General features: G+C 45.5%; 30 protein-coding genes and 1 riboswitch. Of the genes, 4 read left to right on the top strand and 26 right to left on the bottom strand.

Annotated features, from left to right (window positions below; genetic code table 11):
• Positions 1 to 6 precede the first annotated feature (6 nt).
• From accB to CEG13_RS04535, 12 genes are all read right to left on the bottom strand, one after another.
• Positions 7 to 510 (bottom strand): acetyl-CoA carboxylase biotin carboxyl carrier protein, encoded by a 504-nt coding sequence (gene accB, locus CEG13_RS04590; protein ID WP_100010700.1) that lies wholly within the window; start codon positions 508 to 510, stop codon positions 7 to 9.
• A gap of 656 nt (positions 511 to 1,166) precedes the next feature.
• Positions 1,167 to 1,730 (bottom strand): SpoIIIAH-like family protein, encoded by a 564-nt coding sequence (locus tag CEG13_RS04585; protein WP_100010699.1) that lies wholly within the window; start codon positions 1,728 to 1,730, stop codon positions 1,167 to 1,169.
• A gap of 14 nt (positions 1,731 to 1,744) precedes the next feature.
• Positions 1,745 to 2,371 carry a stage III sporulation protein AG gene (gene spoIIIAG / locus CEG13_RS04580; RefSeq protein ID WP_100010698.1) on the bottom strand — a complete coding sequence of 209 codons (627 nt, stop codon included), beginning with the start codon at positions 2,369 to 2,371 and terminating at the stop codon, positions 1,745 to 1,747.
• Positions 2,368 to 2,988 (bottom strand): stage III sporulation protein AF, encoded by a 621-nt coding sequence (gene spoIIIAF, locus CEG13_RS04575; protein ID WP_100010697.1) that lies wholly within the window; start codon positions 2,986 to 2,988, stop codon positions 2,368 to 2,370. The genes spoIIIAG and spoIIIAF overlap by 4 nt, the downstream gene beginning before the upstream one ends.
• 11 nt (positions 2,989 to 2,999) lie before the next feature.
• A complete protein-coding gene (gene spoIIIAE, locus CEG13_RS04570; RefSeq protein ID WP_100010696.1) occupies positions 3,000 to 4,172 on the bottom strand; it encodes a stage III sporulation protein AE in 1,173 nt (390 codons plus the stop codon).
• 33 nt (positions 4,173 to 4,205) lie between these two features.
• Positions 4,206 to 4,598 carry a stage III sporulation protein AD gene (gene spoIIIAD, locus CEG13_RS04565; protein ID WP_100010695.1) on the bottom strand — a complete coding sequence of 131 codons (393 nt, stop codon included), beginning with the start codon at positions 4,596 to 4,598 and terminating at the stop codon, positions 4,206 to 4,208.
• 3 nt (positions 4,599 to 4,601) lie between these two features.
• Positions 4,602 to 4,811 carry a stage III sporulation protein AC gene (gene spoIIIAC, locus CEG13_RS04560; protein WP_100010694.1) on the bottom strand — a complete coding sequence of 70 codons (210 nt, stop codon included), beginning with the start codon at positions 4,809 to 4,811 and terminating at the stop codon, positions 4,602 to 4,604.
• Positions 4,812 to 4,835: 24 nt separating this feature from the next.
• Positions 4,836 to 5,348 (bottom strand): stage III sporulation protein SpoIIIAB, encoded by a 513-nt coding sequence (gene spoIIIAB, locus CEG13_RS04555; protein ID WP_100010693.1) that lies wholly within the window; start codon positions 5,346 to 5,348, stop codon positions 4,836 to 4,838.
• Positions 5,293 to 6,270, bottom strand: coding sequence for a stage III sporulation protein AA (spoIIIAA, locus tag CEG13_RS04550; RefSeq protein WP_100010692.1), 978 nt, complete (start codon positions 6,268 to 6,270; stop codon positions 5,293 to 5,295). Before spoIIIAA ends, spoIIIAB begins: the two co-directional genes overlap by 56 nt.
• A gap of 146 nt (positions 6,271 to 6,416) precedes the next feature.
• Positions 6,417 to 6,974, bottom strand: coding sequence for an elongation factor P (efp, locus tag CEG13_RS04545; RefSeq protein WP_100010691.1), 558 nt, complete (start codon positions 6,972 to 6,974; stop codon positions 6,417 to 6,419).
• 50 nt (positions 6,975 to 7,024) lie between these two features.
• Positions 7,025 to 8,086, bottom strand: coding sequence for a M24 family metallopeptidase (locus CEG13_RS04540; protein ID WP_100010690.1), 1,062 nt, complete (start codon positions 8,084 to 8,086; stop codon positions 7,025 to 7,027).
• A gap of 190 nt (positions 8,087 to 8,276) precedes the next feature.
• On the bottom strand, positions 8,277 to 8,795 hold the full coding sequence (locus tag CEG13_RS04535) for a YqhR family membrane protein (protein ID WP_100010689.1): 519 nt from the start codon (positions 8,793 to 8,795) through the stop codon (positions 8,277 to 8,279).
• Between the two features lie 351 nt (positions 8,796 to 9,146).
• Between CEG13_RS04535 and CEG13_RS04530 the strand changes: the two genes are divergently transcribed.
• Positions 9,147 to 9,521 (top strand): SA1362 family protein, encoded by a 375-nt coding sequence (locus CEG13_RS04530; protein ID WP_100010688.1) that lies wholly within the window; start codon positions 9,147 to 9,149, stop codon positions 9,519 to 9,521.
• 95 nt (positions 9,522 to 9,616) lie between these two features.
• Here the strand turns inward: CEG13_RS04530 and CEG13_RS04525 are convergent, their stop codons facing one another.
• From CEG13_RS04525 to CEG13_RS04515, 3 genes are all read right to left on the bottom strand, one after another.
• A complete protein-coding gene (locus tag CEG13_RS04525; RefSeq protein ID WP_100010686.1) occupies positions 9,617 to 10,510 on the bottom strand; it encodes a patatin-like phospholipase family protein in 894 nt (297 codons plus the stop codon).
• Between the two features lie 79 nt (positions 10,511 to 10,589).
• Positions 10,590 to 11,009 (bottom strand): transcriptional regulator MntR, encoded by a 420-nt coding sequence (mntR, locus tag CEG13_RS04520; RefSeq protein WP_100011181.1) that lies wholly within the window; start codon positions 11,007 to 11,009, stop codon positions 10,590 to 10,592.
• Between the two features lie 141 nt (positions 11,010 to 11,150).
• The gene (locus CEG13_RS04515; protein WP_100010685.1) at positions 11,151 to 13,718 is read right to left on the bottom strand and encodes a vitamin B12-dependent ribonucleotide reductase; all 2,568 of its coding nucleotides are present in this window, start codon (positions 13,716 to 13,718) and stop codon (positions 11,151 to 11,153) included.
• 344 nt (positions 13,719 to 14,062) lie between these two features.
• Between CEG13_RS04515 and CEG13_RS04510 the strand changes: the two genes are divergently transcribed.
• Positions 14,063 to 14,434, top strand: a complete 372-nt coding sequence (locus CEG13_RS04510; RefSeq protein ID WP_100010683.1) for a rhodanese-like domain-containing protein — start codon at positions 14,063 to 14,065, stop codon at positions 14,432 to 14,434.
• Positions 14,435 to 14,730: 296 nt separating this feature from the next.
• Here CEG13_RS04510 and gcvPB read toward each other — a convergent pair whose 3' ends face one another.
• Genes gcvPB through gcvT form a run of 3 tightly spaced genes read right to left on the bottom strand, consistent with a single transcriptional unit; the run spans position 14,731 to position 18,660 of the window.
• Positions 14,731 to 16,188 carry an aminomethyl-transferring glycine dehydrogenase subunit GcvPB gene (gcvPB, locus tag CEG13_RS04505; RefSeq protein WP_100010681.1) on the bottom strand — a complete coding sequence of 486 codons (1,458 nt, stop codon included), beginning with the start codon at positions 16,186 to 16,188 and terminating at the stop codon, positions 14,731 to 14,733.
• The gene (gene gcvPA, locus CEG13_RS04500; protein ID WP_100010679.1) at positions 16,181 to 17,530 is read right to left on the bottom strand and encodes an aminomethyl-transferring glycine dehydrogenase subunit GcvPA; all 1,350 of its coding nucleotides are present in this window, start codon (positions 17,528 to 17,530) and stop codon (positions 16,181 to 16,183) included. The genes gcvPB and gcvPA overlap by 8 nt, the downstream gene beginning before the upstream one ends.
• Before the next feature lie 14 nt (positions 17,531 to 17,544).
• Positions 17,545 to 18,660 carry a glycine cleavage system aminomethyltransferase GcvT gene (gene gcvT / locus CEG13_RS04495; RefSeq protein WP_100010678.1) on the bottom strand — a complete coding sequence of 372 codons (1,116 nt, stop codon included), beginning with the start codon at positions 18,658 to 18,660 and terminating at the stop codon, positions 17,545 to 17,547.
• Between the two features lie 197 nt (positions 18,661 to 18,857).
• Positions 18,858 to 18,947, bottom strand: a riboswitch (glycine riboswitch).
• 149 nt (positions 18,948 to 19,096) lie between these two features.
• Here gcvT and CEG13_RS04490 point away from each other — a divergent pair.
• Both CEG13_RS04490 and CEG13_RS04485 read left to right on the top strand, forming a co-directional pair.
• Positions 19,097 to 20,761 (top strand): DEAD/DEAH box helicase, encoded by a 1,665-nt coding sequence (locus CEG13_RS04490; RefSeq protein ID WP_100010676.1) that lies wholly within the window; start codon positions 19,097 to 19,099, stop codon positions 20,759 to 20,761.
• Positions 20,748 to 21,530, top strand: a complete 783-nt coding sequence (locus tag CEG13_RS04485; protein ID WP_100010674.1) for a YqhG family protein — start codon at positions 20,748 to 20,750, stop codon at positions 21,528 to 21,530. Before CEG13_RS04490 ends, CEG13_RS04485 begins: the two co-directional genes overlap by 14 nt.
• Positions 21,531 to 21,661: 131 nt before the next feature.
• On the opposite strand, the gene CEG13_RS04480 is transcribed toward CEG13_RS04485, so the two are convergent.
• The 8 genes from CEG13_RS04480 to comGA form a co-directional block, all read right to left on the bottom strand.
• Entirely contained in the window at positions 21,662 to 21,904 is a 243-nt protein-coding gene (locus CEG13_RS04480) for a DUF2626 domain-containing protein (protein ID WP_100010672.1), read from the bottom strand.
• A gap of 129 nt (positions 21,905 to 22,033) precedes the next feature.
• On the bottom strand, positions 22,034 to 22,420 hold the full coding sequence (locus CEG13_RS04475; protein ID WP_100010671.1) for a hypothetical protein: 387 nt from the start codon (positions 22,418 to 22,420) through the stop codon (positions 22,034 to 22,036).
• On the bottom strand, positions 22,392 to 22,841 hold the full coding sequence (locus tag CEG13_RS04470; protein ID WP_100010669.1) for a competence type IV pilus minor pilin ComGF: 450 nt from the start codon (positions 22,839 to 22,841) through the stop codon (positions 22,392 to 22,394). Before CEG13_RS04470 ends, CEG13_RS04475 begins: the two co-directional genes overlap by 29 nt.
• Positions 22,789 to 23,124 (bottom strand): hypothetical protein, encoded by a 336-nt coding sequence (locus CEG13_RS04465; RefSeq protein ID WP_100010668.1) that lies wholly within the window; start codon positions 23,122 to 23,124, stop codon positions 22,789 to 22,791. The genes CEG13_RS04470 and CEG13_RS04465 overlap by 53 nt, the downstream gene beginning before the upstream one ends.
• Entirely contained in the window at positions 23,114 to 23,539 is a 426-nt protein-coding gene (gene comGD, locus CEG13_RS04460) for a competence type IV pilus minor pilin ComGD (protein WP_158234647.1), read from the bottom strand. Before comGD ends, CEG13_RS04465 begins: the two co-directional genes overlap by 11 nt.
• Positions 23,536 to 23,862 (bottom strand): competence type IV pilus major pilin ComGC, encoded by a 327-nt coding sequence (comGC, locus tag CEG13_RS04455; RefSeq protein WP_338033001.1) that lies wholly within the window; start codon positions 23,860 to 23,862, stop codon positions 23,536 to 23,538. The genes comGD and comGC overlap by 4 nt, the downstream gene beginning before the upstream one ends.
• Positions 23,863 to 23,875: 13 nt before the next feature.
• Positions 23,876 to 24,928 carry a competence type IV pilus assembly protein ComGB gene (gene comGB, locus CEG13_RS04450; protein WP_100010665.1) on the bottom strand — a complete coding sequence of 351 codons (1,053 nt, stop codon included), beginning with the start codon at positions 24,926 to 24,928 and terminating at the stop codon, positions 23,876 to 23,878.
• Positions 24,873 to 25,898 carry a competence type IV pilus ATPase ComGA gene (gene comGA / locus CEG13_RS04445; RefSeq protein ID WP_100010663.1) on the bottom strand — a complete coding sequence of 342 codons (1,026 nt, stop codon included), beginning with the start codon at positions 25,896 to 25,898 and terminating at the stop codon, positions 24,873 to 24,875. Before comGA ends, comGB begins: the two co-directional genes overlap by 56 nt.
• Positions 25,899 to 25,938: the final 40 nt, after the last annotated feature.

Genomic DNA, 25,938 nt, shown 5'->3' with positions numbered 1-25,938 from the left:
ATCCCCTTACTGCTTCTTTACTCGGAATAACGGCTGTCCGTACTCTACAAGCTCTCCGTCTTCGGCCAGAACCTCCACGATTTCCCCGTTTACTTCCGCTTCAATTTCGTTAAATAATTTCATTGCTTCCACGATGCAGACGACCGTGTCTGCTTCCACTTTGCTTCCAGTGGAGACATACGGATCTGCCTCCGGTGAGGATGCCGCATAAAGGGTACCGACCATCGGAGAAACAATTTCGTAATCATAATCTGTCTGCTTGGCTTCAGTTGTTTCTGCTTCCGGCTTGGCAGTTGGCACTTCTTCCTGTTTTCTGACAGGCTCTTCCTTTACTTCCGGCACACTTGGTGTTTCGGTGACAGGCGTATTGGATTCCGGCTGCACAACTAATTTATTTTCTTGTAATTTTTTCATTGAGATGGTTGTCCCATCTGCTTCATAGGTGAATTCGCTGATGTCCGAGTTATCCACCAGTTTAATAATTTCCCGCAGTTCCTGTACTTTTAACATCTTCTCTGCACCCCTTCATTCTCCATTATCATTAGGTACTAATAACTCCTATTAACATTCTACGCTAAACAGACGGCAAACATCAAGTAAGCCTCTAAATCAGCAGGGTTATGTTATGCCACCGTTACTTGAGTAGACTTCTCTAATCAATTATAGCAATATTCTGAGGCGATGCGAAATAAAAGGTTCTTCTCCTATGTTTTGTTGTTTTTTATTTCGTGGTTGATGGAAAAATGCGACAGAGTGCTCGTTGATTTCCTCTACGGGCATCCGCTTTCCGCGGGAAGCTGCCGAGCCCCCTTGTGCTGGCGCACTTCGGGGTCTCGCCTAGGCTTTTCTTCCCGCAGGAGTCGGATGCCCTCCGCTCCAATCAACCATTAACAAAGTGAATAGCTGTTATGATTATAAATGTGAGAAAGTTGCAAAGCACATTCTCAGCGGAGGAAATATCCCGAGACTCCTGCGGGAGGAATGGCATCGGTGAGACCCCGCAGCGCGACAGCGCGAGGAGGCTCACCAGCCACCCGCGGAAAGCGAGGGGTATTTCCGGAGCGGTGGATTAGTTCGCAGTTTATGTATACTGCGAAAAACAACTTTTTTAGAAAACAGCCAAATAAAAAGACACCCGGTATGTTTCTACCGGATGCCTTAGATGATTATTTGCTTGCGGTTGATGTTTCATGAATGACATCCACCGGCACTTCACCGAATTCATCTCTGACCATTTGCATGATGTTCACTACTTCCGTTTTGGATAGTTCGTCGGCCTTTACATGTACATGAACGTTATCTTCATCGGAACGAACAAGTACATCCTCATATGGTGCCCCCGCCATAATGGTTTCCTCTATCACTGTTTCGGCAGTGGACGCACTTTCCAATGCATCGATTTCCTGTAATGCCTCATCTTTTTCCGTGGTCGAAGCAGAAGCAGAGGCGACAATATCAGAAAGCCGCTCTTTTTTCATGCCCCGCTCATCCTGAATTTCCAGTCGCAGTGAGGCAAATAATTCATCCTGCCCTGTGTTGGCGATGTCTTCCACATTTGCGTCCTCAGCACCCTCACTGTCTTCTTCCTCTTGTTCCGGCGCAACCGCCTCATTGGAATCCCCATTACCGATGTAGGCTAAATCATCACTGTCGGAGGTCATGTAATAGACACTCAGGACAATCATTAAACTCAGCATTGTTAACAGCCATACCGTTTGTTTTTTTAACATCTTTTTTCCTCCCTTTAATCTTTTGGCATTACAGACACTTTATGTGTGGAAACATCAAGCACACGGGAAACCGCCTCAACAATCCATTGCTCCACCGTTGCATCTTCTGCGCCTTTGGCAACAATAAACACGCCGCTTACTTCCGGCTTTTCTGTCTGGGTTAACAGCGGGACTTCTTTATCCCCCTGTCTTACCAGGACGACCTGGGTTTCTTCGGTGACGTCTTCCACTTCTCTCGTCCCCCCGTTGGAATCATTTTCCACAGTGGTCTGCTGCCCTTGTATTAGATTTTTTTCATACACTTTTACCTTTGTGGATCCGAGATTGACCATGACTTCGGCCTCTGATACCCCCTGCATCTGATTAAGCATTCCTTCAAGTTCATCCTGGAAGCTTTTCTCGAGTTCCTCCACACTTGCTGTCGCGGATGTCTCTTCAGCGATATTTTCCTGCGGCTCTTCCTGGATCTCCTCCTCCATCGGGGGGAGAGCATCCGGCTCATCCGGTTCGGAAAACAGATTGCTGATCACTAAGAGCAACAGTCCCACCGCAGCAAGGATAACAATGTAGCCGGTTTTCTTTGATGGGGGCTTCCCCTCCCCGTTTTTGCCCTGAAAAAATTTATCAACTAGGTTTTTCAAGATGTCCCTCCCTCCCAAACGATCGTGATTTCTTTGTCATACAGTTCCCAGACTTGACGGAGCAGATTTTTTATTTCTTCTGTGTCTTGTCCTTCTTCACTCGCTTCGGGTGCATCCGTGTCAATCACCACCTCATCTACTGAACTTACGGTTCCTTCCCGATCTTCAGAATCGGCTGCATGAACAATGACTTCCTTCAGACTTTCGAAGCTGTATGCTTCCTCCTCGGCAAATCGAAAGTCTATGGCCGTGATCTGTGCCTGATGCTCACTAGCCATTGGCTCTTCTGCCAAACTTCTAAGTTGGACAGCCATTTGTTCTAAAATATATGCATCTTGAGAGGCTTGTATTTCACTTTTTTGTAAATCTATTAAATTTTCTTCTGTTTCAGCGCTCTCCGTTTGTTCCTCTACCCGGGCTATCGCCGTTTCCACGGCCTGATGGATATTCACATTGAACAGCCAAAAGATCGGCTGCAAGAGAAGCAGGATAAGAATCAATCCGACAACCAATTTTATATATTTTTTCATGGCTGTGGCCGGAATTAATAAATCGACCACTGATGCCAGCAGCAAAAAAAGGATAATTTGGGTAACCCATTCAATCAATGCATCCATTGTTCATCATCCTAACGTATAAGCAAGGTCAGATTGCCGGCGACCACGATAATCACAATCGCCAAGAGAAACATAAACGAAACGGCAAGCAGGCAGGCTAAAATATAGACAATATAATTGCTGATTGTATTTAAACTGCTGATGACCGGTCCGTCGCCAATCGGCTGCAGCACGGCAGCAGCAAACTTATAAATCAGGGCAATCGCAAAAATTTTCAGGGCCGGAAACAGGCAAATAAATAAAACAATAAACACCCCTACGACACCGACAGCATTTTTCAAGAGCAGGACGGCACTTAAAAAGGTGTCTGCCGCGTCCGTCAGTGTCCGGCCGATGACTGGAATAAAATTGCCGGTAACAAACTTGGCTGTTTTCATCGCAACACCGTCCTGCACGGCACTGACTGCACCCTGCACGGACATGACACCAAGAAAAATTGTTAAAAAAATGCCGAGGGTGCCAAGGCCGATCGTTCGGAACAGGTTAGCCAGATGGGTCACCTTGTAATTTTCATTCAGGCTGCTTACGATCAAAAGCAGTGCCGACATAAACAAAAGCGGCAGAATAAAATGGGAAACAAGCACACCACTTAAGTTGATAAGCGCATATATCACCGGGTGAAAAAAAGAGATAGCCACAAAGTTTCCAAAGGCAGCCATCAACCCCAGTACGAGCGGCAAAAGGGCAATCATAAAACTGCTCATCCCCCGAATTGCTTCATTTGCATAGGATACAGCCAAATAGAAGCTGTTCAGGGCGATAAACAGGAGCACGATATGCACCACAAAATAGGCGATCCGGCTGACTGCACTATTTTCAAAAGCATTATGCATGGTTTGCAGCACAACCGAGAATAACGTGAGCATGATTAACAAACCCAGCAGTCTGCCATTTTGAATCAGTTCATGGAAAAAGAATTCTAAAAACCCTCTTAGAATGCCGCCAAGCGAAAAAGATTCCTGACTTTTAATTGCCTCATAAATGCTCACTTTATCAAGTCCTGGCAGATAACCGCTGTACTCATTCACCAGGGTTGTCCAATGTGACTCAACCTTGTCCAGCGATACATTATTCAAAATTTCATCTTCCAATTCACTGACTGGAGGCTCTTTCACTTCACCATGAACAATCGACGGCACGGCAAATACCAGCAGCATAAGCAAAACGGCAGCAGTGCCTTTCATTGTCACGATTCTCCCTTCTTCTCAGGACCCCTTTTAAGCAGATGGCAAAAAGCTCAGGATCGCTTCCATTACCGCTGTAATAATCGGCACGGCAAGCAGCAGGATAAATATTTTTCCGGCAAGCTCGATATATTTCGCCACTGCGTTAAGGCCGGCATCCTTGGTTATGCTTGATCCGAGTTCTGCGATGTAGGCAATTCCGATAATTTTTATGATGGTTTCCATGTACATGCCTTCCACGCTGGCCTTCTGCCCCAATGTCTCGATCAATTGAAAAATGGTTCCGATTTGCTGGATGATCGACCCCAGGATCAGAATGCCTGCAATTAGAAGAAGGAAAAAAGCAAACGAAGCATGAACCTGCTTTAAAATGATATATAATATGCTTGTGATGATGCCGAACATCACAATCTGCAAAATTTCCATAAGCTACCCCTGAAACAAGAAGACAGACCGGATTTGCTGGAACAAATCAGACAACCCGTTAACGACCACAACCAGTACAATAATAAAACCGATTAATGTGGCGAACTGGGCGATTTCTTCCTTTCCCATTTGTTTTAGGATCGTATGAATAAGGGCAACGATAATTCCGATTCCGGCAATTTGAAATAATATCGAGGCATCGGTGGTAAGCATGGGTGTGCTCCTTTCCTGCTTGTCCTATATCAGCAGCAGTACAATGAATAAACCGCCTAGTATTCCTAAGCTTTTCGCCATTTTTTCGTATCGGAACTGGTTGTCTCTGGCCTCTTCCAGCTCCCGCTCCAGATGATAGATAGTCAGCTGGATATGCTTTTGCTGCTGCAAAAAATCATGCTGTCCCAGGGTTTGTCCAAATTGCAGCAGAATTTCCCCCTCGTTGGTTCCGAAGGCTGAATCTTTTATCAGCAAGTCGACTTCTTTTTTCCACAGGCTCTCCAGATCTCCATTGTCTTTCTCCAGTCCTTGAGCGAGGTTTTGAAAAAACGACTGCACCGGCTCAGGGATTTGTCTGGCAATGGTTGCAAAAGCATCTTTCAGCGGCAACTGACTGTAAAGAATTTCTGCTTCGAGGGTTTGCAGTGCGTTCTTCAGCTGGCGAATATGCTTCGGACGTTTGTTCAGTGTCTGACTCCATTCAAATCCGATCCAAGTGGCTGCCGCGATGAAAAGAAGTGCTCCAATCCATTTCATCCTGCAAACACCTCGGCTCCCTCAACAAATTTTCTTCTTTTCCATTATAAATCCGCGTTGCTTCCCCCGGCCGACGCTGTCTGTCCAGCAGTATGATCCGCTGAAAGACATGCTGTTCGAATAACGGCTTTAGTGAGGGGCGCTTCTTTAATTCGGCAATACTGCTGGCGTGGATCGTGCAAATGATCGAAACCCCTGCATGGATTGCTTCCATTAAGGCCTCCACATCCCGGATGCTGCCGATTTCATCCACCACCAGCACTTCCGGGGACATGGAGCGAATCATCATCTGCATTCCTTCTGCCTTGGGACATGCGTCAAGGATATCGGTTCTTGGCCCTAAATCATGCTGCGGTACCCCTTTGATACATCCACCGATTTCTGACCGCTCATCGATTACGCCGACTTTCTGTGGTGCCGCATTCCTCCAGCCGCTGGAAATCAGCCGAGCTGCATCACGAATCAGCGTCGTCTTTCCGGTTTTTGGAGGGCCGGCAATCAAGGTATTCAAATAGCTGCTTTCATATATATACGGGATAATCGTCTTCGCAGCTCCGATTTTTTCCTTGGCAATGCGAATATTTAAAAAGGCAATATGCTGAATTGCCTTAACAGCTCCCTGCGCTGTGTTCACCCTGCCGGCAAGCCCGACCCGGTGCCCCCCTTCAATCGTGATATATCCCTGACGAAGTTCCTCTTCCATTCGATACAAGGAGTATTCGCTAAGCTGGTTCACCATGAATATGCCATCTTCCCGGTTTGGTCTTGAATGAGCCACCCATTCTGTGCCATGGTCAAAAATGAGCTCTACAGGCTGCATTAGACGAATGCGAATCTCCTGAAGCGCCTGCCACCTGTCCGCTACTTTTAATTTAATTGCCCGTTCCATTTCCAGGGGAAATAGTCGCAGTATTTCTTCCATATACGCATCCTCATCTTTCCTGAACAGCTTTAATGTATATGTATGCTTCGGGAGACAAATTATGACTCGTCCCTGCTGTCATATTGAACAGAAAAAAAGCAGCCCTCTAAAGAATGAGAGCTGCTTTTCTATAATTTGATTCTGTTTTAGGCGCGGGAGACATATTTGCCGTCTGTCGTACTGATAACCAACATATCACCTTGATTCACGAAAAATGGCACCTGCACCGTATAGCCTGTTTCCAGCACGGCAGGTTTTGATCCCCCGCTCGCGGTGTCTCCTTTAATACCTGGTTCCGTTTCGGTTACTTCAAGTTCCACGTTTTTCGGCAATTCCACTCCGAGGATCTCCCCCTCGTAAGAAATCACCTGGACTTCCATATTTTCCTTCATATAATTAAGTTGATGAGAAATCTGGTTTGTCTGTATTTCAATTTGCTCATAGGTATTGGTATCCATAAATGCATGGGCATCGCCTGAAGCATATAAATACTGCATTTTCCGGTTTTCAATATGGGCACGATTTACCTTTTCTCCCCCGCGGAAAGTTTTCTCCTGAATATTGCCGTTCCTAAGGTTGCGCAGCTTGGAACGGACAAATGCAGCGCCTTTCCCGGGCTTGACATGCTGAAACTCCATGACCTGCCAGATCCCATTGTCCACTTCAATAGTTAATCCTGTTTTAAAATCATTTACTGAAATCATCTTGCTTCCTCCTCAACCTGTTGAAGGCGCTTAGCCTTCTGTGATTGCTTCTATAGATGGATAAGTTCTTTTGCTGCAAAGGTCAGCCTCTCATTGCCAGTTTCGGTGATCACAATATCATCCTCAATTCGACAGCCACCGACACCAGGAACGTAAATGCCCGGTTCCACGGTGACGACCATCCCGGTTTCCAGTTGCTTATCGGAACGGAAAGACAGCCCCGGCCCTTCATGTACCTCCATACCAAGTCCATGCCCAGTCGAATGGCCGAAATAGTCGCCATAGCCTTTTTCTTTGATATAATCTCTTGTCAGCGCATCGGCCTCTTTGCCAGTAATGCCCGGTTTGATCCCTTCCAGTCCGCGCATATTTGCTTCTAAGACTGTGTTGTAGATCGTCTCAAGTTCCTCACTGACTTCCCCGACCGCATATGTTCTGGTAATATCCGAGCAATAGCCGTTATACAGGGCGCCGAAGTCCAATGTCACCAGTTCACCCGACCTGATTTCTTTGTCTGATGCCACGCCGTGTGGCAATGCGGAGCGATAGCCGGAAGCGACAATGATGTCAAAGCTTGAGGAAACGGCCCCTTCTTTGCGCATAAAAAATTCCAGCTCATTGGAAACATCGATTTCCTTAGCTCCCGGTTTGATGTATGACTGAATATGGGAAGCTGCTTTGTCGGCAATCATTGCTGCCTGTTTCATCACCTCAAGCTCATCTTCCGTTTTAATTAGCCTTAAGTTTTCCACTGCCCCACTTACAGGAACCAGCTCAACCTCTAATGTGTCCTGATACGTAAGATAGTTCTTGTAGCTGATGTGGTCCTGCTCAAATCCCAGCCGTTTAACATTCATTTCTTTCAACTGATCACGGATTTCCAATTCAATCAATTGCTTATGCTCCACCACGTTAAAACCTTTTGCCTGGGCACTCGCCTGTTCCGTGTAACGAAAATCAGTAATAAACCTGGCATCGTTCTGGCTGATGATCGCGGCACCCGCCGTTCCGGTAAAGCCGGTCATATACCTTCTGTTGACCCCGCTCGTTACCAAAAGTGCATCCAATTTGTTTGTTTCCAATACTTGTCTTAGTTTCTCCAGTCTCTCCATCTGCTCATCCCTTTCTCTTCCTAGGCAGTTAAGAAAGTTTAGCTACTTTCTTAACTGCCTAATTGCAACTAAGCCATTCAACCAAAGGTTTGGCGAATGCCAAGTTTTCTAAAGAAGCTTTCGATCTTTTCAGTTTATCATACATACTGGTATTTTAATAATTTTAGCTTATTGTTTGAACTCTCAGCTGTTAATTTGCCGCATCCTGTTCACTTGCTTCCTTCAGCTTCGTGTCCTCGTAATCATAGGAAATCGAGTACCCAATAAAAGTTCCGTACAGAATAAATAAACAAATGCTCGATACCATCGTGTAGGAATTCAATTCCAAAAAAGAAGGGATATGGGCAAAAATCGGCTGTAGAATCAGAAAAATCACTGCCCAGAGAACCACTCCAAACAGAATACCCACCCACATGGATTTCATTTTCTTGAACAGGCCATAATAAACAAGTGCCACCGCCACAGACAAAAGACCGGCACCTAAAATGGAAAGTACATGACCAAGCCAGCTATCCGACCATTCTGCCCTTGTCCATGTGCGGATCAGGTAGCTTTTCGGAGCAACCTCGGAAAAATTGAAATAGTACATAATCACCCCAATAATACTCCATAGAATTCCGCCGACCAATCCGGTTGTCAGAGAACGTGATAATAGAGACATTGGCTCATCGCGCTGATTTTGTTCCAGTTTCGGTTTATTTTCGTTCATTTTTATCCACCTCCACTTTGTATTATGACCAATTACTGCTGAAGCTATCAGAAATGGGAGGGCGGATGAAATTTCATATTTAGGCTGGAAAGCCAAATCATGGTATACTGGTGGAAAATGGGGCATCTGTAAACTCAACATGTCTGGACCTGTTCAGCAGGGTTTATGCTTTTTTCCAGTGAAATTTGCCTGTCTTTGAATAATCCTTGCTGCAGAGGAAATAATTTATTATATAATACATTTTCAGCGGGGATGAAAAAATTTCTCAAAACGTGATATACCCGGCGCCAATGGTGGTATAGAATAAGTAAGGATGTAATAAGAGATTACGTTCATGAGGAGGGTCATCAAATGGGACGCAATAAAATGGCAACGTTTGTATGTATTGTCGCAGGACTGGCATTGATTGGGATCGTTTCCCAGCTGTTCACCGCACCTGTTAGTTTTCTCAGCAACATTTTTGTAATGCTTGGGATCGGTCTGGCAATCTTTGCACTCTTCTATTTTGTCTTTCTCAGGAAGAAGACGGCATCCAATGACATGAAGAAATATAAAAAAGCAGTGCGGCAATCCAAAGCAAAATATAATGATAGTCGTTCCGCAAAACCCAGCACAAAAAATGCCAATAAACGAAAATCACCGCAGCCAGTCAGGAAAAAGACCGCAAAACGGGCGGCGCATTTAAAGGTAATCGATGGAAATAAATCTAAGAAAAGACCGGGCTAAGCTTTTGCTGAATTGTTCGGTCTTTTTTTCTTGGCAGTTAAGAAAGTGTTCTAACGCCATACTTGAATAAGCGATTACAAGCTCTCTTTCATTCGTTATTTCGGCCAGTGCTTGAGAAACCGGTCTGCTGTTTCCCTGCCTGATTGAATTAGCTCAACTCTTCTTTCTTCATTAAGTTGAAAGTCCATCGTCTCCGTTTTTTCCACCGGCACAAACATAATATGGGGTTGATCTGTTGTGGAAATGTATCTGGTATCATGGGCCTGTTTCATTGTAGAAAAAAGGGCATGAAACAGATCAAACGCATTGCTTATGCTCTGCGGACGTCTCTCTTCCTCCATATTTTCCGTCAGTTTGATTCCTAAAACCGGCCTGTCATCCTTTGCATTTTTTCTTGCAAACAGCCATAAGGGAAAATTGCTTAATAACCCTCCGTCTACAATGATGCTTTTATAGCCGTTTGCTCCCATTATTTTTCCAGGCATGAAAAAATAAGGAAATCCTGCACTCATCCGTACTGCCTTCGCTACGGAGAATTCCCGTGGGTTGATTTGATAAATCCGTTCCAAATCATCCGGAATAACAACAAGCTTCCCAAGTGACAGATCACTGACTACCACTTTCAGATAACCTGTTTTCAGATCTGCAAATGTATGGACACCTTTTTTGCCAAGCTGTACCTGCAGCCACTTCTCCAGGCGGTCTCCCTTATAAAGCCCCAGCTGAAAATAGAGAAACAGCCATCTGCTGAAAGGAAGCCACTGGGTTATTTTAGGCGGATCCAAAAACCGCTTGAGTTCCAGATCATAAAACAGCGCTTTTACTTCTTCTGCATGGTAATCAGCCGCAACAAAGGAAGCCATGATGGCGCCTGCTGATGTTCCAGCTGCCCGCTCAAGTTTCAGCCCTTTTTGCTCAAGAGATTCCAGTACTCCAATAAACGCATATGCTTTTACCCCGCCGCCGGAAAACACGCCATCAATTTTCATGCGCTCTCTCCTTTTGCTGTTTTCTTTTTATATGCTTAAGCACAGAACCAGCAAATTAGAACAGCGGACAGGTTCCTTCTTACTTCTCTTTTAATTTTTGGGTATCGCGCAGCTTCTTGATCCGCTTCTCATCTTCCTGAAAATAAGAAACGAGATCCCCAATACGGTCAATAGAATTCCAGCTCAAATGATGCTCAATACCCTCAACATCTTCATAAATATTCGGTTCATCGACTCCGATAATCTCCAGAAATTGTTCAAGCAGCTCATGGCGGAATACCAGGCGCTCACCGATTTTCTTTCCTTTGGATGTCAGGACAAAACCCCGGTATTTCTCATAATTTAAATAGCCGTCCTTATCCAGTTTCTGCACCATTTTGGTGACAGAGGAAGGATGTACCTCCAAGGATTCCGCAATGTCAGCCACACGGGCGTAGCCTTTCGTATCAATTAGGTTGTAAATGATTTCAATATAGTCTTCCATACTTGGTGTAGGCATTTCATCGCCTCTCTTTTTTTGGGAATAATTTTTATCTGGGGCAACATTGTTTCTATTAATATCAGCATACCGTATTTGAATTAAATAAACAAGCAGAAAAAGAACTGGCCTCTTGACCAGTTCTTCCATTACAAGTGATATTTATAGTCCACACTTGAGCTGCGCATTGCAATTTGTGCATGTATTGCATCCGCCGATATCTTCTACACTGCCTTTTCGGCATACAGGACAGGTGTCCCCTACTTCCGAGCCGATTGTGACATTGGTGCTCTCCAGTTCCTGCACCGTATCCATCAGCACCACTTTAGGTTTGGCCGATTCCTCAAACAGTTCTGTTTGTTCACCAGCATTATTTTCTTCTGCTTTCAGGGTCAGTACCTGAGAGTCACGGCTGCCGTCAACATAGACCGTTCCCCCTTTGGCTCCTCCTCTGTAAAGGCGGCGGTAAACACTTTCCACCTGATCAACCGAATAGCCGCGCGGTGCATTCACTGTCTTGGAAATCGAGCTGTCCACCCAGCGCTGAATCACACATTGGGTATCAGCATGCGCTTCCGGTGCCAGGTCCATGGAAGAGACAAACCATTTCGGCAATTGCTCCGGGTCGGCGTCCGGATTCCGGTCTAAATATTCCTGGACAATGTCGGCTTTTACTTCAATAAATTTACCCAGTCTACCGCTCCGGAAATAGGAGAAGGAAAAGTACGGTTCCAGCCCGGTGCTGACACCGACCATTGTACCCGTGCTTCCGGTTGGCGCAACAGTAAGCAGATGGGAATTGCGAATACCATGTGCAAGTATCCCCTCTTTAATATCGTCCGGCATTTTTTTCATATAGCCGGTTTGAATAAATGCTTGGCGAAGCGCTTTTGTCTCCTGTTCTGAATCTCCTGTCAAAAACGGAAAGCTTCCTTTTTCTTTTGCCAGTTCAATCGATGTGCGATAAGCCGTAGTAGCGATAGTCTGGAAAATCTCGTCCACCAGCTGGTTTCCTTCTTCGGATCCATACGTGGTTTCACAATAGATTAAGAGATCATGCAGCCCCATAACACCCAGACCGACCCGGCGCTCTCCAAGTGCCTGCTTTTTGTTTTCTTCCAGAAAATACGGAGTGGCATCAATCACATTATCCTGCATCCGTACACCGGTTTTTACCGTTTGCTTCAGTTTTTCGAAATTGACGTTCTTCTGCTTCTTATCCGCCATTTCCGCCAGATTGACTGCTGCAAGATTGCAGACAGAATAAGGTGCGAGAGGTTGTTCCCCACACGGATTTGTTGCCACAACCTGGTCGCCGTAGGCTTGCGCGTTTGTCATATCATTGGCATTGTCGATAAAGAAAATGCCGGGTTCTGCCGAATAGGTTGCGCAAATATTGATCAGATTCCACAGTTCTTTTGCCTTTATGCGGCGATAGACACGAATGCCATAACCTTCTTCTTCCCATTTGCGCACATCGCCAACATCATGCCAGCGTTCATTATAATCAGCCATTTCCGCTTCGGTATAATTCTCGACATCCGGAAAACGGAGCTCGTAATCCTCGTCCCGCTCGACGGCATCCATGAATTCTTTTGTTAAACAGACGGAAATGTTGGCGCCTGTCAGGAATTCCGGGTTATGGACATCATATGTGCCACCAGCCTGCAGTTTTTCTTCCGCTTCTCTGATCGCGGCGTGGGTAAATCCGCCGAGCCCTGGCATGCTTCGGTAATTGACAATCCCCTGATAAAGATCCATTTCCGTTTCAGAAAACGGCGTGAATTTTAATTTTTCTTTGGCAAGCTGCCTGATTTGCTCGTCTTCCGTGTTCTCCACCAGATATCTTAGAATTCGCGGATTTTGCATTTTGGAAATAATAAACTCGATGATATCCGGGTGGGAATCCACCAGCATAATCATCTGCGCACCGCGTCTGGACCCTCCCTGCTCCACCAGGTGGGTGAGCTTGGCAATATCATCCAGCCAGGATACCGAACCGGAAGATTTGCCGTTGACACCGCGGGCCAGTGTGTTGCGCGGTCTCAGTGTTGAACCATTGGTGCCTACACCGCCGCCTCTTGACATAATCTCCATCACCTGCTTCCGGTGATCAGAAATGCCCTCGCGCGAATCTTTAATATACGGCATCACATAGCAGTTGAAATAGGTAACATCCGTGTCGGCTCCGGCCCCGTACAATACCCTTCCTGCAGGTATAAAGTTTAAGCTTGCCAGCTCCTCCTGAAAATTCTGCTCCCACTCCTGCTGCTTTGGAGGGGTTGTTTCTACTGCCGACAGACCAGCTGCATTGCGCCTGGCAATTTGTTCATAAAATACTTCGAGCGGTTTGTCGATGACATCAAGCTTTCGCTTAACAATGCCGGTGGATGCCTCTTCTTCACTGTCCAATACGGAAACAAATTCCTGATCCACCTGAATTTCCACCTCGTTGGATGACCAGTCAATCGACTTGATAAATCCCAGCCCACGGGCAGGGAATTTCGGATCTGCTTTTACCGTGAGGACAACAAAATCCCCCGTTTTCAATGTTCTTTTCGCAGTATCTTTAAATGCGTAACGATCAAGCATTACCAGTCGCGACACCCCTTTATGGGTAATTTCCATGTCGCTGGTAATCGGATGAACCTGGGGAAACAGCTGAATGTCAGCATTGAGAGCTTCCACGTTCAGTCCATTTACTTTTTCTTTTTCTACAACAGTCGCCATTTGATCGCTCCTTTATCTTCGGTATGATATAATAACCATACCACATATAATTATATTTAAACAATATATAGTGCTCAAAATACAAAAAAATACTATATATGGTGTCTCAATCAGAAGTAACGGAAACTGTCAACAACAGGATTCACTGAATATGAAAGCAAATGTGCGAGAAATGGAGAGAAAACGTTTTTTTTGTCTAAAAACCAATTAATTTAACAGTTGCATTCTGGAAATTTTTTTAAAAACGCTTCGGCGCTGGCGGGGCCGTTTTCCATAAAGATTGAAAAAACCACCGAATCCGCCTATAATAGAGAGTGAAGTAATGGGAAGACGGGGGAAAAGCAATGGAAATTTTAGTAGTTGTCGTCGTCGCTTTAGTAGCGATTACCGTATTTCGGTATTTTAGACAAAAAAATTATTTAAAGGTGCTTACGGAAGATCAATTCCGTGAAGGATACCGAAAAGCGCAATTAATTGATGTACGCGAACCGCAGGAGTTCGATAAAGGGCATATTCTCGGTGCAAGAAACATCCCAGTCACCCAGATGAAACAGCGGCTGGTGGAAATGCGCAAAGATAAGCCAGTATATTTGTACTGTCAAGGCGGTTCCCGCTCCGCACGGGCAGCCCAGCTCTTGAACAAGAAAGGCTATAAGGACATCTATCAGCTCAAAGGCGGATTTAAAAAATGGCGCGGAAAAATTAAGACAAAATAAGAACAAAAGCGGAAGCGCCCGTTTAGCGACGTATGGGCTGCGCCTGGCCATGCTAGGTGGATCAGCGTTGCCGCGCAAAGCGGCGAATTTAGCTGATCATTCATCCGGAGAAGATAAAGGAAACACGGCGACCGGAGGGAGCCGATGTTGACTTATCGTACGGAGGTGAGGGAAGTCCACTAGTCGCTGGGCGCTGGAGCTGGCCGGGGCATACACTGGCTCTGCCAACCACAATACGCATGATTTATAATTTCTTAAGCAAAAGAAACCGGGGAGCATATGCATCCCCGGTTTTGCTATTTCTCATATCTTAATACTGGCTTTCTGGCTGCAGTGGTTTCATCCATGCGTTTGACTATCGTATGGTAAGGCGCTTCCTGAACGAGTTCCGGCTCATCCTCCACCTCTTTGGCAATGGAGAGCATCGAATCAATAAACCCATCCAGCGTTTCCTTGGATTCCGTTTCCGTTGGTTCCACCATCATGCCTTCCTCCACATTAAGCGGGAAGTAAATGGTCGGTGGATGATATCCGTAATCCAGAAGCCGCTTAGCAATATCCAGTGTGCGGACACCGAGTTTTTTCTGCCTTTTGCCGGACAGGACAAATTCATGCTTGCAATGCTGCTGATATGGCAGTTCATATTTCTGCTCCAGTTTTCGCATCATGTAATTTGCGTTCAGCACAGCATATTCACTAACCTTCTTCAGCCCTTCCGCTCCCATCGTACGAATGTACGTATAGGCACGAAGATTGATCGCAAAATTGCCATAATATGATTTGATTCGACCGATGGAATCCGGACGGTCATGGTCAAAAACAAACACCTCGTCCCGCTTCGTCAGAACGGGTTTAGGCAGGTAACGTGCCAGCTCCTCCGTAACCCCAACAGGTCCGGAGCCTGGTCCTCCCCCGCCATGTGGGCCGGTAAACGTCTTATGCAGGTTCAGATGCACCGCATCAAATCCCATGTCTCCGGGGCGGGTATAGCCCATAATCGCATTTAAATTTGCTCCGTCATAATAGAGTTTTCCGCCGGCGGAGTGGACAATCTCCGCCATTTCCCGAATTTCCGTTTCAAATAACCCCAGAGTATTCGGGTTTGTCAGCATCAGGGCGGCAGTGTCTGTTCCGACAACCCGTTTCAGGTCATCGATATCAACCAGGCCTTTTTCATTTGATTTGACAGTGACGGCATCAAATCCCGCCACTGCGGCAGAAGCCGGGTTGGTGCCATGTGCGGAGTCAGGAACAATTACCTTCGTTCGCTGGTAATCACCACGTGCCTCATGATAAGCACGGATCATCATCAGTGCGGACCACTCTCCCTGTGCTCCTGCCGCTGATTGCAGGGTGAATGCATGCATCCCGGTGATCTCCGCCAAAGACGTCTGCAAATCATACATCATCTCCAGCGCACCCTGCACCGTTTTCGGATCCTGGTATGGATGGATATGGCTGAAGCCGGGCATTCTGGCAACATCTTCATTAATTTTCGGGTTATATTTCATCGTGCAGGAACCCAGTGGATAAAAACCGGAATCCACACCATAATTTCGATTGGACAAACCAGTATAGTGGCGCATGATCTCCAGTTCACTGACTTCTGGAAGGTCGGCCTCTTCTTTGCGCACATAGTCATCAGCGAGATCTTCCTGCAAATCTATTTCCGGCACATCAAGTTCCGGGAGACTATAGCCGGTTCTTCCTTCTTTGCTGCGTTCAAAAATTAATGGAAAATCCTGATTAGCCATTGATATCCCCCAATTCTTTGACAAAAGCATCAATTTCTTCTTTTGTTCGAATTTCTGTGACAGCGACCAGCATATGGTTTTCCCATTCCGGATAAGTCGTGCCCAGATCATAGCCGCCAATCATGCCTTTTTCCAGCAGTTTTTCATTTACAACCGTTGCCGGACGGCTGAGTTTAACAACAATTTCATTGAAAAAGGCACCTCGCGCGATAACAGTGAAGCCTTTCTCTTCAAGTGCTTGTTTGGCATATCTTGCTTTTTGCATATTTAATGCTGCCATTCTTTTTAATCCCTGTTTACCGATGGAGCTCATCGCTACAGAGCTTGCTAATGCATTCAGCGCCTGGTTGGAACAAATATTGGAAGTTGCTTTATCTCTGCGGATATGCTGCTCCCTTGCCTGCAGGGTCAGCACAAAACCGCGTACACCGTCCTCATCCGTTGTCTGCCCGACAAGTCTTCCGGGCACTTTCCGCATTAATTTTTTCGTTGTGGCAAAATAGCCGCAGTGTGGGCCGCCAAACTGTGCCGGTATTCCGAACACCTGTGTATCGCCGACAACAATATCAGCACCAAATTCTCCCGGTGGCGTCAGATAGCCCAGTGCCAATGGATTACTGGAGACAATCAGCATTGTTTTCTTTTGCCCTTCCAGAAGTTCCTGCGCCTTTTTCAGCGGTTCTATCTGCCCAAAAAAGTTTGGGTATTGCAGCACAACACTCGCTGTATTTTCATCCAATTCGCTGGCAAGATGCTCATAATCGGTGACGCCATCACGCTCGGCAATTTCCACCACTTCCAGGCCCGGTCCCTTGGCATATGTTTCGATTACCGCCCGGGATTCCGGATGCACGGCTTTGGAGACAAGGATCTTCTTCCGCTTGGTTTGTGCCGCACTTAAGTTCACCGCTTCTGCCAGTGCCGTAGCTCCGTCATACATGGATGAATTCGATACAGGCATTGCAGTTAATTCGGAAATCATTGTCTGAAATTCAAAAATCGCCTGCAGTTCCCCTTGGGAAATTTCCGGCTGATACGGAGTGTAGGCGGTATAAAACTCTGATCGGGAAATGACATGATCAACGACGGATGGAATAAAGTGATCATAGACGCCTGCTCCCAAAAAAGAGCTGTAATCTTGCACATTCACATTTTTCGCAGCCAGATTGGCCATTTCTTTTTTTAATTGATATTCATTGGCTGGCTTTTTAAGATTCAGCTCACCCTGAAAGCGCACATCTGCCGGAATATCTGAGAATAATTCATCTGTGGATGCAACACCAATGGTATCAAGCATCTCTTTTTTGTCTGCTTCAGTCATTGGCAAGTATCGAAATTCCATTGCTTGTACCCTCCCTATTTTGCCCGTTTGTAAAATGGCGTTGGCACGACAACAGCTTTTAAACGCCGTTTGCGCACCTGTACCTCGAGTTCTGTTCCGTCCTCTGCCAGATCTGTCCGGATCAGGGCCAGCCCGACATTTTTGTTCAGTGTAGGAGACTGGGTGCCGGATGTAACAAATCCGACCTTTTCCTCTCCGTGGAAAATCTCATAGCCATGCCTTGGTATGCCTTTATCGATCATTTCAATACCGGCAAGTTTTCGCTGGAGTCCATTTTCTGCCTGTTCTTTCAAGCGTTCTTTGCCAAAAAATGAGGCATCCTTGTTCACTTTTACCGCAAATTTCAGTCCTGCTTCAATCGGCGTAATTTCCGGAGAAAGCTCCTGCCCATACAAGGCAAGATTTGCTTCAAAGCGCAGAGTGTCCCGGGCCCCCAAGCCAATAGGCTGAATCCCCTTTTCTTTTCCAGCCTCCAGTATCAGGTGCCACAAGGCGACACCGCTTGCCGCCGGAAAATAAATTTCAAACCCGTCCTCACCTGTGTACCCGGTGCGGGAAACAATCGCCGGATCATTGATAGAGGAAAAATACACATCCTGTACAAACCGGAAAAACTTGATTTCCGAAAGATTGGTCTCTGTCACGGATTGCAGGATTGCCTCAGCTTCCGGACCCTGGACTGCCAGCTGTACATACTGATCCGACACATTTTCGATTGTCAGTTCTGCTTCCGGGAAATCATTATTCTTTACCATCCATTCGTAATCCTTCTCGGTATTGGCGGCGTTTACCACCAGCAAATAATCATCTTCACCCAGCATATAAACAATAAAGTCATCCACCGTTCCGCCGTCTGAATAGCACATCATCGTATACTGGGCACGATTCGGTGTCAGCTTAGCCACATCATTGGTGGTCATTTTCTGCAGGAATTCCAGGCTTTTCGGTCCCTTTACTGCAATCTCCCCCATATGGGATACATCAAAAAGGCCTGCTTTTGTCCGCGTTGTTTCATGTTCCTGTTTAATGCCGGAGAAATGTACGGGCAGCTCCCAGCCGCCGAAATCCACCGTTTTGGCACCAAACTCCTTATAAACAGGAAATAGCGGTGTCCGTTTCAATTCACTCATCCCATCACTCCTTTTTGTCAGTATGTAGCCCTGTAAAAAAAGCGGCCTGCCATCAAGCCAAAAAAAACAGAGATTCCCCCAACCATTAGGAAAATCCCTGTCCTTCAACCAGAAAGTTGCGCAGGCATGCTGACTTTTTGCATGTCCTGCTTGCTTCGTAGGTGGCCTGCCTATGAGGCAAACGCTCTCCAGAGATGCGTCCTACAAGAGTCTTTTTGCCTGAGAGATTCGCTGTTTGCTTGCTCCTTCGGCGTTACGTGAAACGTAAGCTCTCCCCTTGTAATCATCCGCATTTATGAAACTGTGTGTTTTGGTTATACTATGTACCAATGCTCGGGAATCTCAATCTCACTTCTTTCTCTTATTATAGCATACAAATCAGGGAGATTATATAATCAAACACCGAAAATTATTACATAAGAAAAGGACGGTTGTAATGAAACCGATTGATGTGCAAAAAGACCTGTCTTTTATTGAACAGCTTGAAACGAATCTGGAAAAGAACGGACCATTTTCCGGCTGGGAGCTGTTTTCCATGGCTTATGAAGCAGAGCGGACCATGATGAATCCGGCGTTTTCCGGTTTGCAGGCAAAAAAATACCTGCCGCATATGAATTTTCTGGAACACCAGGAATCCACCGCTGAACAAGTTATCGAACAGATGAACGGACGGGCTATTTTAGCTGATGAAGTGGGTCTTGGCAAAACGATTGAAGCTGGCCTGATCCTGAAAGAATATATGATACGCGGGCAAGTCAAAAAAGCGCTGATTCTTGCTCCTGCCTCCCTGGTTAATCAATGGGTTCGGGAGCTGAATGAAAAATTTTACATCCCGGCAATCGCCCACCGGAAAAACTACAACTGGGATCAATATGAGGTGGCGGTTACTTCCATTGACAAAGCAAAGCGTTCGCCGCACAGGGAAGCCATTTTGGATATGGATTATGACTTGATTCTGATTGACGAAGCACACAAACTGAAAAACCATAAGACCAAAAATTATGCTTTTGTAAGATCATTAAGGAAAAAATACTGTTTACTGCTGACGGCGACACCGGTGCAAAATAAGCTGGTGGAGATTTTTAACCTTGTCTCGATTCTCAAGCCGGGCCATCTCGGCAATTATGAGTCCTTCCGTGAAACCTACGGAAAAGACGGAAAAGACATTGCAGAGGACGATTACCTAAAAACGTTGATTCAAAAAGTAATGGTTCGCAACACAAGAAAGGATACATCACTGAGGGACACCAAGCGAAATATTGAGACAATCTGGGTTGATTTCACTCTGGAAGAAAAACAGACCTACGAGTATCTGGACAACCAAATACGATCCTTTTCGGGTTTTTCCAAGATCACTTACTTAAGGGAACTGTGCTCCTCCAGGGAGGCCTGTTATTTATCACTGAAAAAGCTAGCGGATGAAAATAATATAGAAGATGACCTGCAGCCATTACTCGGTGCAATAGAGCAGCTGCCGCACCATGCCAAAGCGGAGAAGCTGATCGAGGTCATCAAAAAAATCGGGGATGAAAAAGTGATTATTTTCACCGAATACCGTGCGACCCAGCTCTACCTGCAATGGATGCTAAAACAGCACGGCATCACCTCGGTGCCGTTTCGCGGCGGCTTTAAAAGTGGGAAAAAAGATTGGATGCGGCAGCTGTTTCAGAACCATGCACAGGTACTTATTGCCACAGAGGCAGGCGGTGAAGGGATTAATCTGCAGTTTTGCAACTACATGATTAATTATGATCTTCCATGGAATCCGATGCGGCTGGAGCAGCGGATCGGCCGGATTCACCGGTATGGGCAGGAAAAAGATGTGCATATCTATAATTTTGCCATCCGGGAAACGATTGAAGAACATGTGATGAAGCTGCTGTATGAAAAAATCAATTTATTCGAGCAGGTCATTGGCCACCTTGACGCCATTCTGGCAGAACTGGAAATTCCGGATATGGAAAAAGAAATTCAAAATATCTTCAGTGAGTCCGCTTCGTTTGGCGAAACAAAAATCAAGCTGGATAATTTGTCAGCAGTCATCCAAAACAAGCAGCTGGAAGCGGAAAACCAAAAGGAGCAACATTATGGCAATACATGATTTAAATCAATTTTTGCATGACTATTTCCAAGCTCACGAATGCCAAATTATGGAAAATAATAATGGGCGGCTGACGGTAAAATTGACGGAAGAAATGGATAAGGCTCTGATGAATCGTCCTTTTTACTGGCATTATATTAAAGGTACCGGCAATCCCGGCGTGCCGATGAACCTGACGCTGATTACCAATCCCGAGGAGCGGGATAAGAAGGGTGAGTGGATTCATTTCGGCAGTCCGCGCCTGCAGCAAATATTACGCCACTTGCGCATACATGAGAAATATACCACTCAATTTCAGCAAGTTAATGCTTCCACAAACACGGCACTCTATCCCTGGCTGGTGACGAACGTGAAAATCAGTTATATTGGCAAGCATAAAAGGGATGAAATTATCTCGGTCGGTTTGCATCTTGTTAATGGGCAGATGAAACTGGAGATGATGGATAAATTGCGGGAAATACCGCTGCAAATGCAGATAGCCGATTATTGCTTTACCATCTCTCCGATGATTCGCTTAAAAAGCGGCTTCCTTCGCATTGAGGCTGTTCTGGACAGCTATATGGAAAACCAGCCGAAAGAATGGGCAGAAGAATCGCGAAAGACGCTGGATGAAGAAATCAAGCTGCTCGATTATTTTTATACGGAAGAAGACGACAAGGAACAGAAAGATAAAGAGATCGAGGAAATAAGGGAGCGTTACTCTCCCCGCATCACGTATGAAGTAATCAATGGAGGGATTTTTTATTTGGCGGAGGGAGCAATCCAGTGAGGATGCGGTTGTTTTGCCATGATCCCCAGTAACTTTAGAAAACTGGTATACCCTCGTTGTACGTGCACTGTAAGAAAATGAAAAAACCCTGCTTATGTAAGAATAAATGCAGGGTTTTTGCTGTTTAGAGCCTAGTGTCCGAACCCGGGCACGAGAATAAACTCGGAATACCAGGTGAAGCCGATAAAAAATACCGTGAGATAAGCTCCAAATAAATACATATACATGCGTTCAGATAGTCTTAAATAACTCAATGCAAGGAAAAATGCCGTTTGAACTAAGAATAAGAGTGCTGTGTTGAACATATCGCCAACATAGAACATAACGGTGAATATACTCGTCCAAAAGGCAAGCACACGAAACATCCGATCCATGCCTTCCCCTCCTTTGCTGACTTCTCATTGTTATTATATATGAGGAATCACTAGTTGTAAACGATTGCCCTCGCCAAATTGCAAATTTTGCCGGTAAGCCTGTTTTTATTATTTGCTCCCGGTGGTTTTTTATTCATTTGCCGGTGGTACTTTCTCAAGGTAATGGGTCAAGTCATGCTGATACTCGGGCCCTGTTTTCATGATGAAATGCAATTTGTACCTTTCTTCATTCTCGGCTACCAGGTTAATTTCCACCGTACCGACTGGGAAATCATAAGTGGTTACCTGGTCCAATACTGCACCATGGGGCGCTATTTCCTGTTTCCATTTTTCTCTGCCCATCTGAAACAGGGTTTCCACTCGCACATTTTCTATCTGCAGGGCAGTTGAAGTAAATTCACTGCGGTACTGCGTGATATTTCCCATGATAAGGATAAGCACCAGGGCAATGATAAACAGTACATAGGGCAGAATAAATCCATTTCCTTTATTCATAAAAGATGATGGTTTTTTCATACTGTTCTCCTTCGCTTGATGTTATAGAGACGCGCATGCCATAAGGAAGCTTAGAGAAATGCACATCACGGATATCACGAAGATAAATTTCATGCCCTTTTCCATCCACTTGCCTGCGTATGTGCAGACCATATTTTTCAATTGTTGCGATTTCATCACTGTCCAGCACCAGCTTTATTTCCTGTGAGTCGATTTCATAATCCCGGGCATTGATCATATCATTACGCAGGAACAGAAAAAATTGCCGGATGGTCAGCTCCTCCTTTTGGTCCGGGAAGCTGGCAGCCTGCAGCAAATGGCCGGTTAAAGGCAGGATGAGAGCAAGGATTGACAAAGCAATAAGAAGCGACACAAAGGTAAATCCCTGCTCACTCTTCCGCTTTTCCATATAAGCAAAGGGTTTCACTTTTTCCTTTAACATTTTCCCAATTGGCACATCCTTTAATCAGTTCATTTTCCAGATTATAATTAAATGTTACAGCAGTGTTTTCAATTGTTTCCTTGTATTGCGCAGGCAGCTCGGCGTCTTCCCAAAGAAAGGGCTGCAGTTCATCATGCAAACGGTAAACCAGCATCCGCTTTTCGTATTGCACACCCCTCTCCTGATGCAAAAGGGTAATAATTGGTGCGAGGATCGTCACCGCAGACATTAATATGCCCGCGGCAACCAGTACCTCGAAAAGGGTAAAGCCATTAGGATTCATCGATGTAAAACCTGCCTTTCCCTGGCTGAAACACCAGAGTGTATTCCGAATCAGCTGTCTTTATTTTAAGTTGACCGGCCTCACGGATAGTGCCAGTTTGTGAAAAAGAAATTTCTTTCATGTCAGTATTATTCTCTATGCTCACATTTTGGGGGTATACCCTTGTTGTCAATAAATCGATACCATTGAAAATTTTGTATCGGTCTGAAGAGAACTGGATCTTCACTATTTGTGAACTGACAGCAGACAAATGCTGCACGTGCAATACATCTGCAGTCAATGTCTCCAGAAATTGATCAATACGGTGTTTTTCCAGGCTACTGCTGTTTATAGGGGTGACAAGCAACAGCATGACAGCGATAATTCCCAGTACTAATACGACTTCGATCAGGGCGAAGCCTTTTTTATTGTTCATTGGGCAGGGGCTTCGCCAGGGACGGATACCGTCCCATCGGCATTCAAGACTAGGGCGCCGTTGGAGCATGAGGTTTGATCCTCGGTAATGTATTGATCAACTAAATCGTTGAGATCATCGGGTAGACTGCCTTCCTCCAACTGATAAAGCGCGACCTGAGACTCCACCATCTTCGCAAGTGCCTCGCATCCAGTGTCATTCACATCGGCACTTTTATCCCCAAGATTCGGTACGATCAGAATAATTAACACCGAAATAATCATCAAAACGATCAGCATTTCTATCAGGGTAAAACCCCGGTTGTTTTTGAACATTTTAAACATGTCATTCTCTCCTTTAAATGTTTTGGATTAGTTGAAACATCGGCCACATTAATGTGACGTAGATAAAGATGATGAAGCTTGCTAGAACAACAAAAAATACCGGCTGGATGAATGTAAGCATTCGGATGGTTTTTCGCTCCATTTCCTCTGTCACCATGTCCGCATAAACAGTCAAATCCTTCTCCAGTGCTGTGATGTCAACATCCTTTTGAAAGATTGCCGTCAGCTGGTTTTCCATCAGACTCATTTGCGAAAGCAGACTGGCCACCGGCAGTCCCCTGGTTAATTCTTCTTTCAGCAATTGGGCATAATGGGCGATGATCGGCAGTTTTTTCTGATGGGCCATATGGGATAGTATCTGGTTGTAGGACATGCCTGTTTTTAAGAGTGTGCTGAAATGGATGGCAAAGAGGAAAGAGGTCTGCAGCTTCAGGAAGCTGCGGTAAACCGGTATTTTATAGTAAATCTTGATCTGCTGTTCGATTAGAAGGTTGTTTTTCGTACGCAGCCAGACCAGCAGGATGACGCCTAAAAGCAGCAGCATAACAAGGGCAAAACCGCTGAGTATATCAATCAGCAGCAGAGAAAAGTTTACTGTCCCCGCCGCCTGTGTGCTTGACTTAAAGATGTCAGCAAACGAGGGCAGAACGAACTGCTGGATAAAATACAGCAGCACCCCGAAAATGATCAGTAAAAACAGCGGATAGCGAATGATCTGACGGAATTTTTTTGTGTATCTCACCCGGTGATCAAAAATTTCCATTGCTTTTTTCAGGCTGCTGGTAATATCGCCATTCATCCGGGTAAAATATAAATAGGTACAAATCGAAGCGTGAAATTCTGCGTGTTCAAGTGCTTCATCGAGACTGGCACCCTCCTTAAGCCTTGAGGAAATTGTCCGTACAGGTGTCTTCAGCTGTTTGTCCCAGTTGATGACTTCGAGTGCGTGGATCAGTGTGTAGCCATTTTCCAGCAGCCGATTCAGCTGTTTAAGAAAACGCAGCTGAATGTCATCGGGCAGTTTTCCCTTTCGTATAGTGGTAAACTTCATCGGAAATATAGCCATAAGCAAAGGCCTTCTTTCTTAAGTGATCAAAGGAATCATAGGAATCATGCATTTTTGGGCTGTTTCCATTGATAATATTTGCAAGCTTGTCGCCTTCAAGCAGTTCCAATACGGCCGCTCTTCGTTTGATTTTCCCGGTCTGGACAGGAAGGAGTTCCAATGCCGCGACGGCAATTAAAGACTGTTGCAAATCTGTCTGATTTAAACCCATCTCCAATAAACGATAGATGGTGCCTGCCGCATTTTTGGCATGCAGCGTGCTTAATACCAAATGACCTGTAAGTGAGGCATCAAAGGCAAATTGTGCTGTATATTTATCACGGATTTCGCCTATCATCAGGATATCCGGATCATGACGTAGGGCTGCTTTCAATCCTGACTGATAGGTGATGCCTGCTTTTTCATTCACTTGGACTTGCAGAATATCATGGATTTCTTTCTCGATGGGGTCTTCCAGGGTAATGGTCTGATAGGACTGTTCATTTAATATGGCCTGCAGAAGGGCATATAGCGTCGTCGTTTTCCCGCTTCCGGTTGGGCCGGTGAGCAGAATAATCCCAGCACGGCTGGACATCCATTCTTTCAATTTTTTAAGCTGTCTTGGGAATAGAAAGAGTTCGTCAAGGGTGAGTGATTCTTCTTGAGGCAGGATGCGGATTGCCAGACTTTCCATATGATTGACGGGAAGTGTCGACAAACGCAGAGAGTAGTGCTTTCCGGCGTGCTGGTGGCTGATGGTGCCGTTTTGCGGTTTTCTGATTTCACCAATATCCATTCCTGATGTAAATTTTAAATAAGTGGTTAATACCTGGTACTGGGCGTGGAGAATGTTTTTATAAAAAATTCGTTTGCCCTGTACGCGAAAATGGATGGCTGTCTGGTCGGAAAATGGGGTGAAGTGAATATCAGAGGCCTGCATTTCGATTGCACCTCGCAACAGCCGGTCGGATAGGACTGCAGCAGAATTCAAAAGGTTTTTCACCTCCTTATACAGTTTGCAACACTACCTA

This window comes from Lentibacillus sediminis (assembly GCF_002763455.1).
GTDB classification, from domain to species: Bacteria; Bacillota; Bacilli; order Bacillales; family Amphibacillaceae; genus Lentibacillus_D; species Lentibacillus_D sediminis_A.
The sequence above is the reverse complement of the archived record's forward strand: the minus strand, read 5'-3'. Positions and strand labels throughout refer to the sequence as shown.